Raw genomic sequence first — 13,393 nt, 5'->3', positions numbered from 1 at the left:
TTACCCCCTCATACCCATCAAGCGGAACCACCAGGGGCGGCGTTTGGCCTGCTTACCTGGTGCAACGGAATCCCCGGAAAACACCACTCGGCTGGCGCATGGCTGCCAGCGCTGGCCGTTCGGCAGCTCAATCCAACCGTGGCCAAAGCTGGCCAGCTGCGGGGCCGGTGATTGTCGTTTCAGGTATTGCGCAAAAGCTTTCATGTAGTTACCTCAGCTCATGCCGAACGCCGGCGCGCAGGTGTTGAACACATCAACAGCGGCGGCCAGCACTGGCGTAGATTGGAAACGCGCTTCTACCGACACGACGATCAGCGACAAATCACGAATTGCCTGGTTGGCACGGTCGAGAATGGCGTTTTTACGGGATTGCGTCATAGGAGCATTGGATGCGGTTTCGCCGGCGATAGCGCCGATCGCCGCAGTGGCGCTTAACGTGTGAGTAGGCAAGCTGTTGGGCTTTGCCTCGTTGGTTGGCACTGCCGGCAAGCAATTAAGTTGCGCCAGCAGGCCATCAAGAATCGCCGCATCGTCAGTGATCGCGGTGAGCGTCACCAACTGGGAAAGCGTCAGTTCGTGCGGCTGCTCAGGGTTCAGCTTATTGCGTAGCACCTGCGGCGAGACATTCAGCACCGGGGCTAACTCTGCTAGGTTGTGTGCCTGAGCGAATCGGCGGCAAGCGCTGCTTAAGTGTGAGTGTTTGGATGTTTGGTAATCAAACATAGCGGTTTCCCTCCCCCTATCGCAAAATCGAACTATGCCGTAGCAATGTCGCAATTTGAGAGAGCATCAACGGTCAACTGCGCAATGTTGATCATGACTTTTTCGCGTTTTTTATCTTTACGTAGGCGATGGCGAGGCAAACGCCCATCGGCCAACATGTCATTGATAGTATCCTCAGCCAAACCAGTAAGTTCGCTGTAACGCTCTATCGTGACGTGAGGTGTGATCAGAGTGATTGAAATGTTAGGTCGCATGATGCAACATCCCTCTTTGCTTGGCTTGTGGCGAGCCGTTGTTAGTAGTGATTACTTGTGAGTAAACGTTTCGTTTACGCGTCGTACATTACGATCACGAAACGTTTACACCAATGGATATTGTAAACGTTTCGGGATTTTCATGACTTTAGATCTAGACAAAGGCGGGCGTGCAGCGATCGAACGGATGATCGATGCATACGGATGTGGAACTAAAACAGCGCTTGCGGAGCTTTTGGGGATTTCGAAAGGAACGTTGTCAAATCGTTATCTAAGAGATACTTTCCCTGCTGATTATGTGATTCAGTGTGCTCTTGAAACTGGGGTTTCACTCTTGTGGCTAGCTACTGGTAATGGACCTATGTATGAGAATAACCAAACAGATATATTATCTCTCTCAAGGAAAAAACTGATTGACGGAAAACTTTATGAATCAAATTTCATAATGTTTGATAAAGCTTTTTTATCTAGCAAGTTAATAGATCCCATCGTTATTTCAGAAGACAACATAACATATGTGGCCGAGCAAAAATTCGATGAAGTAACAGATGGAAAATGGTTATTAAGTATTGATGATAAAATTTCCATTCGTGATGTGGGTGTACTGCCCGGTGAAAAAATCCGCATAGAGAATGGTAAATTTTCTTTTGAGTGCAAACTTTCTGATTTAAGTTTTTTGGCGAAGGTAGATTCAATTACTTTAAAAATCTAGTAACACAGCAAGGAGTCATAATGTCTCACTATTTAGATACATTAACAATAAAAAACTTCAAATCCTGCAAACATATTGAAGTGAAGCTTTCAGAATTCACTCCAATAATTGGATATAATAACGCAGGAAAATCCAACATTCTTTCAGCCGTTGAATGGTTGTTCAAGAAAAAAGTATTAGCACTTGATGATTATCATGATGCTGATATGGAAATTTGCGTTGAAGGGAAAATAGTTGGTGTAAGTGATGAGATTTTAGATGGCCTAGCTCAAGAACATAGAGAAAAAATATCACCATTTATACAAGATGGTATTGTTGAGATTAAAAGAACCCAAATAGTCAATGCTTCCAAAGCAGCAGATGTAAAACTACAAATAAAAAATCCAGCAAATGGTCAATATCGAGCACCACCAACAGGAATAGATAATGCAATTAAGGGATTATTCCCTGAACCTATTCGAGTTGGCGCAATGGAAAACTCCGCTGAAGACGCTTCTAAATCAAAAGCTAGTAGTACTATAGGAAAGTTACTGTCTGAACTTTGCGAATCAGTACAGAAAAGTAACTCCACCAGGATTTCTAAACACTTGAATGCAGTATCAAGGAGAATGGAGGCAGATGGAAATAAAAGAATTCCAGAGTTATCAGACATCGATACTTCCATAAATGAAAAGATTGCTGATTTTTTCCCCGGAATCAATTTAAAACTTCACTTCCCGACCCCTAGTTTTGAAGATCTGTTTAAATCTGGAACCGTTAAAGTTTATGAAGATGGTATGGCAGGTATTGCCAGAGAGTGTTCTTCCTATGGGCATGGAACCCAACGCTCAATACAAATGGCATTAATCCGCCACTTAGCCGACATAAAGAAAAATGAGCAAAGCTCAACAACGACCCTATTACTAATTGATGAGCCTGAATTATACTTACATCCATTCGCCATAGAACAAATAAGAGAGGCACTAAACACTTTATCTGGAAATGGATACCAAATTATATTCACAACTCACTCCTCACAAATGATTACGGAAGAAACTGCACCCCATACCATTCTTATAAGAAAAAATAATATCAAGGGCACATATCGTAGAACAACTATGGCTGAGGCTGTTGCACGAACCATTGAGGATGGGCCAGCACAAGCAAGCCATTTGTTCTCTTTAACACAGTCCTCACAAGTATTATTCTCTAACAACGTTATTTTGACGGAAGGAAAAACAGAACTTCGCTTACTTCCTTTCATTTTCCAAAAGATACAGAACAGAACTCTTGGACAAGCCCAGATAGCAATGATTGAAACAGGCTCAGTCAATAACATTAGCAAGACATTGAAAATACTGAAGGCTATGGATATTCCTGCAAGAGCAATTGTAGACTTAGATTACGCATTCAGAGGCGCAATAATAAATGGAATTATTAATGATGACGATCAAAACATTGCTGAATTAAAAAAGATATTACAAAAAATGCATGATAATCAAGAATGTAAAGTCGGTCACAATGGTTTACCAACCAAAGGAGGAGTTTGTACTGCGGCAGAAGCTTTTGAGATCATGGCATCAAAACCAGAAGCGCACGCCCACATTCAAGCGCTAGCAACAATTCTTCGTGAGAAGAATATATGGTTATGGCAAAAAGGGGCTATTGAGGCACACTTAGGTTTAGAAAGTAAAGATGAAGACACATGGTCTCAATTCAAAGTAAAAGCATCACGTTCCCCTTTGGAAGAAATATGTCCAGACCATGCGGGTATACACGCATTGATTCAATGGGTCTCAGCATAGACTACATGAAACCGAATGTATTTTTTTGCTCTAACACACATTGACCACTGTTTTTACATACAGTTAAATACCCCTCTATATTGAAAGGAAGTGGGTATAATGGCAGTTCGAAAACAATCATCCGGTAAGTGGTTATGTGAGTGCTACCCTGCTGGCCGTGAAGGCCGCAGGGTACGCAAGCAGTTCGCAACCAAAGGCGAAGCATTGGCATTTGAACGCTTCATCATGGAGCAGGTAGACAATAAGCCGTGGTTAGGAGAGACGATTGACCGCCGTAAGCTGAGTGAGGTTGCCAAACTTTGGTACAACCTGCACGGCCAATCCCTCACCGCTGGTGAACGTACCTACAAAAAACTATGCCTTGTGATCGAAGCCCTAGGCGATCCCCCTGCTACCACCTTCACCGCAAAAGACTTCGCGCATTATCGTGATAAGCGTCTGTCCGGCGAAATCTACTTTTCAGAGAAGTGGAAAAACGGCGCAGAACCTGTGACCGTCAATCTTGAGCAAAGCTATCTAAGCGGCATGTTCAGCGAGCTGGCGCGGCTAGGCGAATGGAACCAGCCCAATCCTTTGGAAAACATGCGCAAGTTTACCGTTGCAGAAAAGGAAATGGCGTGGCTGACGCACTCACAAATCACAGAGTTGTTTGCAGCCTGCAGCAAAGGCGATTCTGATTTGCCGCTCGTGGTCGAGGTATGCCTCAGTACTGGCGCTCGCTGGCGAGAAGCGGAAAACCTCACCCGGTCACAGATAACACCGCATAAAATCACGTTCATCCGAACCAAAGGCAAAAAAAATCGCAGCGTTCCGATCAGTAAAGCACTGTACAAGAAGTTGGTAACGCGGGGCGATGATCGTCTATTCAGCGAATGCTATTTTCGCTTTATGGCCGCGCTTGAGAACACCAGCATTCAATTGCCCAAAGGTCAACTAACGCATGTGCTACGCCATACCTTTGCGGCGCACTTTATGATGTCTGGCGGCAACATTCTGGTGTTACAACGCATCCTCGGCCATCATGATATCAAAATGACTATGCGTTATGCTCACCTTGCACCGGAGCACCTCGAAACAGCCCTGCAATTCAATCCGCTGGCGACGATGCCAGGTGGCGACAAAGTGGCGGCATAGGTTGGCAATCCCCGTATTTCCTCCCCCTTCATCGGTATAAAAACTCTTTATAAAACAAATAACTTATTGATTTTATTATTGTAGTGAGGAAATCGGGTTTTTTGTTGCCTTGAAAAAGCCGTCTGTTGCCCGTTATCGCTTTGTGCGAAGCCAGTTCATAGCCAAACTCGCCAGAAAATCGGTGACCGAGGCCGCAGCCGCAACAGCGAATAATTTTCCCTCTCGTCACCCCCAAAAAGGCGAATAACGCCGCAAAAAAAGGTCCACCACGCCTGACTCAGCCGCCTCGGCCGTTTGTCGGCCGACAAGACAAATTTAATTAACGTCACAAGAAAGAATTTGAGCCAGTTAATGATTAACGCCTGCACAACACTCACGAAGCGTTCGGTTTCCCTAAAGTGACGTTCTTTAAACCCCAGGCCGGCGCAGCAACGCCCGTTTAGAACCGCTGTTTGATAGGTTCATCACTGTTCAGATTGCCGTTGGCCTGCGCTTCCCCGCAGGTGGTTGGGCCGAAGGCCACCACTTTGCCGTCGCTGTTTCTGAAGCCGACGTAGAACGGCGTCACGGTGCCGTTCGGCAAGCGGTGGTGGTAGTCGTGGCATACGCCCTGGCCGTTCAGCGTCGGCAGGGTGGCGATCGGCGCGCCGAAATCCCGGCTGACCGAGCGCTTGTCGGCGCCGACGTGAAAAGCGTCGGCGATCTTTTGATCGCGCAGCAGGCTGAAGGTATCGCAGCCGGTTAACAACAGGCTCACCGCCACAACGGCACTCCCTAACCCTTTAATCATTTTTCACTCCCTCTATATATATTGAATCTGGCGGCAATCACGCTGTGTTGCCGGGTAAACGTCGGCGAGCGCCCAAGGGCGTGCCTGCTCGCAAGAGCATTAAAAAAGAGAAGCCATGCAAATTAATGATTCAACGAATGAGATAACCATCCCATCGCCGTGGAAAGAACCGGATGGCGACGCGTTACAGTTTGCGGATCACATTGCCAATCAGGCATTTCACGGCGTTGATTTGCGCCGTCAGCCCCGGCTTGTCGGCGGGAAACACGCCGTCCAGCGCCGCGGTACCGACGGTGAAGCCAACCGCATTGCCCGTCACCACGGCGGCGATGCGATCTTCGCGGTCGATAGAGCCGGCGATATAAACCGGTTTGTCGACCGCATCGCACACCCGTCGAATCAACGTCGGCACGTCGCCGGCGAAGCGGTAGGCCAGCAGATCCAGCCCTGTCACGCCCGGTAAAGCGGCGCGCTGGCGGGCGCTGGCGACAATGTCTTCAATGTCACCTTCCAGCACGCTGGGGTGGCCGCTGATGCGGCCGGCGAACGGATAGTAGCGCAGGCCAGACTGACGAATGATCGGCAGCACGCTTTCCGGCCGCGTTCCCCCCATCAATACATCAACGCCCAATTCCAGCGCCGCGCGCGCCGAATTCATCTCGCTTTCCTCATCCAGGCTGACCACTTCCAGGTACGCGGTGGCGCCGCCGGCGTGGATCGCCTGCGCCAACCGTTTGAGTTGATCCAGCGGCAGGCCGATATCCTTAAAGCCGATATGCTTCACGCCGGCAGCCAGCACTTCTGGCAGCCGCGCTTGCGCATCGGGCACCGTGCTGTCGTTGCGCGTCAGCATGAAAATAAACTCGGGTGTGTGCATGGTGTTTCCTTATTGTCTTCAGGTGATATGAGTTATTGGGCGCGCAGCATTTTTTCCGCCTGCCGGAAGGCGTACAGCAGGCTGGCGTGTTCCGCCCGTCCGCTGCCCGCAATATCGAACGCCGTACCGTGGTCGACCGAGGTGCGGATAAACGGCAGGCCGACGGTGACGTTAACGCCGTGATCCACCCCGAGATATTTCACCGGGATCAGGCCCTGGTCGTGATATTGGGCGACCACAATGTCGAACTCCCCGCGCCGGGCGCGCATGAAAACGGTATCGCCGGGCCAGGGGCCGCTGACGTCCAACCCCTGTTCCCGCGCCAGGGTGATGGCGGGCACGATGACGTCAAGATCTTCGCGGCCGAACAGGCCGTTCTCCCCGGCGTGCGGATTCAGGCCGGCCACCGCAATGCGTGGTTTCGCTATGCCCAACGCCCGACAGGCCGTTTGCGCCAGATGAAACGCGCGCAGCTCATTTTCCACGGTCGCCGCGTCGATGGCGTCCCGCAGCGAAACGTGAATGGAAACCAGGATCACCCGCAGCTCGTCGTTGGCCAGCATCATGGCGAAATCCTGGGTGCCCGAGCGCGCCGCCAGGATCTCGGTGTGCCCCGGATAATCGATCCCCGCCAGGCGCATCGCTTCCTTGTTCAGCGGCGCAGTGACGATGCCGGCGATGCGCCCCGCCAGCGCCAGATCGATGGCGGCAACCACCCAGGCATAAGACGCCGCCCCCGCGCGCTTATCGAGCCTGCCGAGGGGCAAGTCCGCCGGCAGCGCAACGCCGGCGGAATAGACGGCGGTCTCCCCCCGCCGCCAGGCTTCGTCCCATCCCGCCAGCAAGGCGGGCAGTTCGCGGATAGGCAGCGTCAGCCCCAGACTGGCCGCCGCGCGCGCCAGTGCGCCGGCATCGCCAATCACCACATAAGGCGTGCTCAACCGCTCTGTGGCCGCCAGTTTGGCAATGATCTCCGGCCCGATGCCGGCGGGATCGCCCATGGTTATCGCCAGCGGCAAAGTGGAAAGGGTCATTGTTCTTCTCCTTCTCGGTCAGCGCGCAACCGGGTTACGCAGTTCAACAACGTACCGGCCCGGCCAAAACCGCCCGCCTTGGTGGCGAACGGCAGCCTGCGGCCCGGCAGATTTAACAACCCGAAAGGCACGCCGGGTTCCACCTCGCCGAACAGCGTCAATGAGCCGGCCGCCATGGCGTCGACGATACGCCGCGCGGTATCGCCGCCGGTCGCCACCAGCCCATCGAAGGCTGGCGTGCAACGGCTGACGACCGCGCCCAGCGCAGCGGCATGATCCGCCGTGGCCGCTCGCGACCGGGGCGACATCAGGCAAACCACATCGGCGCGCGCAAACGCCGTTCGCACCTCTTGCGCTACCGCCTCGGGATCGGCCGCTTCAGGCAGCGTAACCAGCACCGCACCCGCCTGCCGCAGGCTTGCCAGCTGGGCGTCATTCGCCGGATGCAGGCTGCCAATCGCCATCAGCACTTTGCTGGCTCTCAGCGGCGGTTGAGCGGGCGCCGCGTTCTCCTTAGGGGACAACGCACGCGACAGCGCCGCCGCCAGGCCCGGCGATCCCACCCACACCACCGGTTCGGCAATGCCGATCCGCCTCACGACCTCATCCAACTCGCCGTTGTCTGCGGCGTCGAATACCTGAAAACGCGTCGGCTCCAGCCCCGCCATGCGCTCCATGACGTAGCCGGTGACGATCGGGTTCTTCGGATCGCGCGCAAAAGCGGTCTGCTCCAGCGCGACGCCGTCGACGTATTGCCGGCCGCCCACCGTGGTGCGGCCGGCATCCGGGAAGGCCGGCGCAACGATGGCGAGACGGCGCCCGCTGCCCGACAGCGCCCCGCGCGTTTCCGGCCCCAGATTGCCGCGCAGCGTGGAATCGATCGTTTTGTATATGAGGCGCGCCGGCTTCACACTGGCGGCGGCATGGCGAAAACGCCGCTCCGCCTGCTCCGGCGAAACGAAGCGGGAATCTAAATCGAAAGCGACGATCTCAGCGCCCTGCAACGCGGCATCGGGCAGGCGCAGCATGACGCAGGCGCTCAGTCCGCGCGCGGCGAACGGGGCCGCGCCGTCGAGCGCGCTGGTAAGATCATCGGCGAGAATGGCAATCATCGCAGTTACCCGTAAGTGGAAAGTGATGCACACTTTGGCGGATTTGGCTGGCAATAAAAAACGATTTGCGTAGTATCGATGATTGACAAAAACTCAATCAAAAGGGGGCGCAGTGCGTCAACGAAGGTTGCCTAACCTGGCGGTATTACGGGCTTTCGAAGCTACGGTGCGGTACGGCAGCGTGTCGAAAGCCGCCAAATCACTCAACGTCACCGACGGCGCCGTCAGCCGTGCGGTGCGCGAATTCGAGCAGACCCTGGGATTCGCGCTGTTTCAGCGCACCAGCCGCATGGTGCACCCGACGCCGCAGGCGCAAGAGCTGGCGAGCGAGATCGGCCGGGGGCTGGACAACCTGCAGTCGGCGATCGACCGCGCCTGTCGGCATCATCAGAATCGCCCGTTGGTGATCTCCTGCGAGCCGACCTTTCTGATCCGCTGGCTGATCCCGCGCCTGGCCGGTTTGCAGCAGGCGGTGGGGAAAGAGCGCGATCTGCAGCTGGTCTCCGCCGGCGGCGCCGTCGCCTTCTCGCGCGAAGGCATCGATCTGGCGATTCGCCGCAACGATTTCCCGATCGCCGACGACGTGGTCGCCCGCCCGTTCCTCAAAGAACGGGTCGGCCCGGTATGCCGCCGGGAGCATGCCGCGGCGGGGCGTGAACTGCGCGGCACCCTGCTCCACACCGAGACGCGACCGTACGCCTGGCGCGACTGGTGCGCCCACAGCGGCTTCGAGATCCAGCCGGGCAACGAGCTGCGTTTCGAACATTTCTATCTCAGCCTGCAGGCGGCGGTCGCCGGCGCCGGTATCGGCATCGGCCCTTTGGCGCTGGTGGCGGATGACATCGTCAACGGCGCGCTGGTGGCGCCATATGGCTTTGCGCCTGACGGGACGGATTACGTGCTGATGACCCAGGCCGACGGCCAGGAGGATGCGATATTCTCAACGGTGTTGGATTGGCTGATCGCCATGGGGGAAGAAACCGAACGGGCGGTATTGGCGGGCGGAAAGAAAGCGTAACGGGGAAAAGTCTCCGCCTGCCGCGCAGGGCAAGCGGAGCGGCGTCAGGCGGCGATTACTTCTGCTCGGCCTGGCTTACGGTATCTTCGGCTTTCCAGATGCGGTATTTCACTTCCGCGTCTTTCGGCGCATACACCACGATCGGCAGGCGGCTGTTGTAGCGCTGCATCGCGGCGTCGCCCAGGTTGGCGGCGATGAATTGCTTGGTCTTGGTGTTGTCCGGGCAGCCCATCATGGTCGAGGCCGGTTCAGAGAGCTTCTCCAGCACCAGATAATCGTAGCCCCAGCCGGACAGGGTTTTGGTTTCCAGCGTGCCGCCGATCATGTGGCGGTTGCAGTCCACCTCCAGCGTCTTGCCGATCAGCAGCTCCACCTTGTAGTTCTCTTCGTGCTCTTGCTTCGGCAGGTAGATCACCTGGCGGTTCATGCCCTTTTCGGCTTTCGGGTAAGGCGCGACCTTTTCCAGCGGCTGTTTGCTGATATCCACGTCATCGCCAGAGGTAGCCGCCATAGCGCCGGCGGAAACGGCCATCAGCAGGCCGGAAAATACAACGGATGCCTTGTTCATGTTTTATCCCTACACTTTTTGTCAAATAATCCGCCTATAAACTAATACACTACCGCCAAGCCCGCCACAGGTTTAATCTTCTTTACAATAGGCGATAAATAGTGACAATCGCCTGATATCGTCGATTAACCGAAGCAATGGCTCAGTGTTTCTTCAGGTTGGCGATATAGGCCTTCACCACCTGATAAACATAATCCTGGCATGCCAGCCCGGTTTGCGGATCGTATTTGCCCTGATTGGTGATGTTGTTGGACAACACGCGAATGCCGACGAACGGCACCTTGAATTCGGCGGCGATCTGCGCGGCGGAGGCGGTCTCCATCTCTTCGACCGAAGTTTGATAGCTGTCGTGGAAATAGCGAATACGATCCAGCTCGCTGTTCCACACGTCGGCCGAGCCGATCACCCCTTCCACGACCTTGCCCTGTCGGTAATCGCTCTTAACGCTTTGCGCAATCGCCAGCAGGTTGGGGTCGGCGGGAAACTGGCGCAGGCTGTGCGCCTTTTTGTCCTCGCCGGCGCTGCCTTTGGAAGCCAACAGATCCATCGGCTGCCACTGCCGTGAGTCGCTACCTGCCCCCAACGCCTTGGCCGGCGTTTTGAACGCCCCGAGATTGACCGAATATTTGCCCAGCACGATGTCATACACCTTGAGCGCAGGATCGTGGCCGCCGGCGGTGCCCTGGTTGATGATCGCCACCGGGCGGAACTGCGTGGCGGCGATCGCCGTGGCCGCCGCGGCGTTGGACATGCCCTTCAGCGTCTCCGACACCACCACTGGGTAGCCGTCTACGGTGCCGTGCCAAAAGCGCCAGCCGCCAATCTGCTCCTCACGCGGGTTTTCCAATCGCTGGGCAAAACGTTCCGCCTCCACCGGCATGGCGCCCTGCACCACGATCGGCCCGGCCGCCGCAGGCTGGCCAAAGCTCAGCGGAGAAAAGGCCGCACCGGCAGCCGCCAACAGTAAGACACGCGCGTTATTCTGCATCACCACATTCTCATCCCGAAAAAAAGCAAACGATTACCTTAGCCGAAGGCGGTGGCCTCGGATAGGGTTTTCTTACCGGTGGACTAAGGTTTTCTTAAGACAGAATTATTACAGTGGCGCTATTCAATCCTGCCACCGAGCCTGCGCGTGAATCCAGAATCGTCATTAAATCAATCCTCAACGGCACCGCAAATTAAGACAACCGCCCTTTACTCCCTGCCGGCATCCTTTTACCGTTGGCAGTTTTTTGGCCTGCTGATCAGCGGCCTGCTGTTCCTGTGGCTTTCCCGCAGCGAACAGCTGGACTGGGCGATCGGCAACTTTTGGTACGATGCCGCCAGCGGGCATTTCCCGTGGCAAAACAATTATTGGCTGGATCTGATCAACCACCGCCTGCTGAAGCAAATAGTGATCGTCGGGGCGGTACTGGCGCTGTTTTGGGGCATCTATCGCCGCAGCGCGCGCCTGATCGTGACCATGCTGTTGATCGGGATCGGCCCGTTGGTAGTGGGCATTCTCAAGGCCACCAGCGCGCACTCCTGTCCGTGGGATCTGATCGAGTACGGCGGCAAGGCGATGTCCTTCCCGTTGTTCGATGCGGTGCCGGCACTGCCGGGCCCCGGCCGCTGTTTCCCCGGCGGGCACGCCTCGAGCGGTTTCGCGATCATGGCGTTGTTTTTCCTGTTTTATCCGCAGCGCCCGCGCCTGGCCTGGTGGTGCTGGTGCGGCGGCATTGCGCTCGGCATGCTGATGGGCTTTGGTCAGATCATGCGCGGCGCACATTTTCTTACCCATAACCTGTGGGCGGGTTGGTGGGTTTGGTTAAGCCAGTTGGTTATTTATTGGATGGTTAGCGGCTATTGGTGCCGCAAGATGAGGTAACGGTTATGGAGCAGTTAAACCATGTTCTTTTCGCCTGGATCAATGCGACCCCGGCGTCTCCCGAGTGGATGATTGATTTCGCCACCTTTTTGGCGCGCGATCTGATCATTATCGTGCCGCTGCTGATCGTCGGCCTGTGGCTGTGGGGGCCGCAAAGCCAGCTGGTTTCACAGCGCGAAGTGGTGGCGAAAACCACGATCGCGCTGCTGTTCGCCATGCTTGCCGCCTCCGCTATCGGCGCGCTGCTGCCGCATGAGCGCCCATTTGTCGCCGGCGTGGGGTATACCTTCCTGGCGCACGCGCCGGACAGCTCGTTCCCGAGCGATCACGGCACCGCCATCTTTACCTTTGCGCTGGCGTTCCTGTTCTGGCACCGGGTCTGGTCCGGTGCGCTGCTGATGATTGTCGCCGTCGGCATCGCCTGGTCACGCGTTTACCTCGGCGTACACTGGCCGCTGGATATGGTCGGCGGTTTCCTGCTCGGCCTGGTCGGCTGCCTGTTCGCCCAGCTGGTGTGGAATCTGTTCGGCGATCCCCTCGCCGACAAGCTGTCGCGCCTGTATCGTTTCCTGTTCGCCTTCGCCATTCGCCGCGGCTGGGTGAAAGAGTAACCGTACAACATGACCGGGGCATTACCGCCCCGTGATTTCACACCACGCCGGTGGTCACGCAGAACGCACGCGTTTTTCCCGCTCCCAGCATCACCCCCGCCTCACCCTCTGGCGCATTCGGGCGACAGTTCGCCGGCTGAACAAAGGCCAGCAACCGCCGGTTGCCCTGAACGGCGATGCGCCGGAGGCCATAGTTGAATTGCCCGGTAGCGAAGCGCGTGACATAACGCCGGCCTTGCGGCGTCAGCATAAAGAACTCGGCCTGATCCACATAGCGCGTCAGATCGTCGGAGCACAGCAGTTCTTGCCCGATCGCATCCCCTAACAAAGCCGGCGTCGGCAGATTCTGGCGGAATACCGCGTCGGGAATGCAATCATAGTTGAGGCGACACACATAGCGCAGCGGCTGCGGCCGCTCGGCCAGGTTAGTGACCTTCATCTCTATGGCGAACTGCGCGCTCTCGGCTGCCAAACGCAGCGCCGGGCCGATGCGCCAACGCCCGCCCAACCGCTCGCCTTCGCCATGCAACGTCAGCTCATCGCCCGTCAGCTGCAGCCACACGCGCTGCATCTGCAGCGGCGCGCCGTCGTGGCTCGGCCAGGCGGGGCAGAACGCCGCGTCGTCAGCGCGCTTTCTCCCGAGACCGCGGGCGCGGCGGCGGCCCGATTTCAATGAATAACCGTCAAACTCGGCGTCCCAAATCGCCAGGCCCTCATACGGCAAGACCGTCAGCGCGCCGCGGCAGTTCGCCAGCGTCAGCATCGGCCCGCGTTCTGCGCAGCGATGCGCGCTCACCGCGAAATCCGCATTGCGGAACAGTTCCTGCCGATGCGCCCCGAAAGCTTCAGGATCCAGTTCGATGTTGATCTTCATCTTTTTTCCCTCGACGTTGCGCCCGCGCAGGC

At 55.8% G+C, this 13,393-nt stretch carries 16 protein-coding genes; 6 read left to right on the top strand and 10 right to left on the bottom strand.

The genetic code is table 11. The annotated features are described in order from the left end of the window. Genes ACJ8PI_RS03965 through ACJ8PI_RS03955 form a run of 3 tightly spaced genes read right to left on the bottom strand, consistent with a single transcriptional unit; the run spans position 1 to position 977 of the window. Positions 1–204: a phage filamentation protein Fil family protein gene (locus ACJ8PI_RS03965; RefSeq protein ID WP_047730024.1), complete on the bottom strand. Its 204-nt coding sequence runs from the start codon at positions 202–204 to the stop codon at positions 1–3. 9 nt (positions 205–213) lie between these two features. Further along, complete coding sequence (locus tag ACJ8PI_RS03960; RefSeq protein WP_103681973.1) at positions 214–723, bottom strand: phage regulatory CII family protein; 510 nt, start codon at positions 721–723, stop codon at positions 214–216. 32 nt (positions 724–755) lie between these two features. Continuing rightward, complete coding sequence (locus ACJ8PI_RS03955; protein ID WP_100396482.1) at positions 756–977, bottom strand: regulator; 222 nt, start codon at positions 975–977, stop codon at positions 756–758. 142 nt (positions 978–1,119) lie between these two features. On the opposite strand from ACJ8PI_RS03955, the gene ACJ8PI_RS03950 reads away from it, so the two are divergent. The 3 genes from ACJ8PI_RS03950 to ACJ8PI_RS03940 all read left to right on the top strand — a co-directional run bounded on the left by ACJ8PI_RS03950 (position 1,120) and on the right by ACJ8PI_RS03940 (position 4,607). Next, a complete protein-coding gene (locus tag ACJ8PI_RS03950; protein WP_164134092.1) occupies positions 1,120–1,689 on the top strand; it encodes a phage repressor protein CI in 570 nt (189 codons plus the stop codon). 20 nt (positions 1,690–1,709) lie between these two features. Next, positions 1,710–3,473, top strand: a complete 1,764-nt coding sequence (locus ACJ8PI_RS03945; protein ID WP_164134091.1) for an ATP-dependent nuclease — start codon at positions 1,710–1,712, stop codon at positions 3,471–3,473. Between the two features lie 99 nt (positions 3,474–3,572). Continuing rightward, complete coding sequence (locus ACJ8PI_RS03940) at positions 3,573–4,607, top strand: phage integrase (RefSeq protein ID WP_164134090.1); 1,035 nt, start codon at positions 3,573–3,575, stop codon at positions 4,605–4,607. A gap of 439 nt (positions 4,608–5,046) precedes the next feature. Here ACJ8PI_RS03940 and ACJ8PI_RS03935 read toward each other — a convergent pair whose 3' ends face one another. The 4 genes from ACJ8PI_RS03935 to ACJ8PI_RS03920 all read right to left on the bottom strand — a co-directional run bounded on the left by ACJ8PI_RS03935 (position 5,047) and on the right by ACJ8PI_RS03920 (position 8,420). Next, positions 5,047–5,397 (bottom strand): hypothetical protein, encoded by a 351-nt coding sequence (locus tag ACJ8PI_RS03935; protein WP_144335939.1) that lies wholly within the window; start codon positions 5,395–5,397, stop codon positions 5,047–5,049. A 184-nt stretch (positions 5,398–5,581) separates the two neighbouring features. After that, on the bottom strand, positions 5,582–6,274 hold the full coding sequence (locus tag ACJ8PI_RS03930; protein ID WP_164134089.1) for a 4-hydroxythreonine-4-phosphate dehydrogenase: 693 nt from the start codon (positions 6,272–6,274) through the stop codon (positions 5,582–5,584). A gap of 32 nt (positions 6,275–6,306) precedes the next feature. Further along, positions 6,307–7,308, bottom strand: coding sequence for a 4-hydroxythreonine-4-phosphate dehydrogenase PdxA (gene pdxA, locus ACJ8PI_RS03925; protein WP_164134088.1), 1,002 nt, complete (start codon positions 7,306–7,308; stop codon positions 6,307–6,309). Continuing rightward, positions 7,305–8,420, bottom strand: a complete 1,116-nt coding sequence (locus ACJ8PI_RS03920) for a four-carbon acid sugar kinase family protein (protein WP_164134087.1) — start codon at positions 8,418–8,420, stop codon at positions 7,305–7,307. The genes pdxA and ACJ8PI_RS03920 overlap by 4 nt, the downstream gene beginning before the upstream one ends. 112 nt (positions 8,421–8,532) lie before the next feature. On the opposite strand from ACJ8PI_RS03920, the gene ACJ8PI_RS03915 reads away from it, so the two are divergent. Then, positions 8,533–9,438, top strand: a complete 906-nt coding sequence (locus ACJ8PI_RS03915; protein WP_052475408.1) for a LysR family transcriptional regulator — start codon at positions 8,533–8,535, stop codon at positions 9,436–9,438. 55 nt (positions 9,439–9,493) lie between these two features. On the opposite strand, the gene eco is transcribed toward ACJ8PI_RS03915, so the two are convergent. Further along, a complete protein-coding gene (eco, locus tag ACJ8PI_RS03910; protein ID WP_049197154.1) occupies positions 9,494–10,006 on the bottom strand; it encodes a serine protease inhibitor ecotin in 513 nt (170 codons plus the stop codon). 142 nt (positions 10,007–10,148) lie between these two features. Beyond that, the gene (locus ACJ8PI_RS03905) at positions 10,149–10,994 is read right to left on the bottom strand and encodes a 5'-methylthioadenosine/S-adenosylhomocysteine nucleosidase (RefSeq protein ID WP_049197152.1); all 846 of its coding nucleotides are present in this window, start codon (positions 10,992–10,994) and stop codon (positions 10,149–10,151) included. Between the two features lie 147 nt (positions 10,995–11,141). Between ACJ8PI_RS03905 and ACJ8PI_RS03900 the strand changes: the two genes are divergently transcribed. Beyond that, positions 11,142–11,876, top strand: coding sequence for a phosphatase PAP2 family protein (locus tag ACJ8PI_RS03900; protein ID WP_164134086.1), 735 nt, complete (start codon positions 11,142–11,144; stop codon positions 11,874–11,876). A 5-nt stretch (positions 11,877–11,881) separates the two neighbouring features. After that, positions 11,882–12,487, top strand: coding sequence for an undecaprenyl-diphosphate phosphatase (gene ybjG, locus ACJ8PI_RS03895; RefSeq protein ID WP_049197148.1), 606 nt, complete (start codon positions 11,882–11,884; stop codon positions 12,485–12,487). A 37-nt stretch (positions 12,488–12,524) separates the two neighbouring features. Here the strand turns inward: ybjG and ACJ8PI_RS03890 are convergent, their stop codons facing one another. After that, positions 12,525–13,361: a hypothetical protein gene (locus ACJ8PI_RS03890; protein ID WP_164134085.1), complete on the bottom strand. Its 837-nt coding sequence runs from the start codon at positions 13,359–13,361 to the stop codon at positions 12,525–12,527. Between the last annotated feature and the right edge of the window lie 32 nt (positions 13,362–13,393).

The sequence above is a fragment of the Serratia sp. CY82433 genome, from assembly GCF_052166535.1.
GTDB lineage: Bacteria > Pseudomonadota > Gammaproteobacteria > Enterobacterales > Enterobacteriaceae > Serratia > Serratia sarumanii.
The sequence above is the reverse complement of the archived record's forward strand: the minus strand, read 5'-3'. Positions and strand labels throughout refer to the sequence as shown.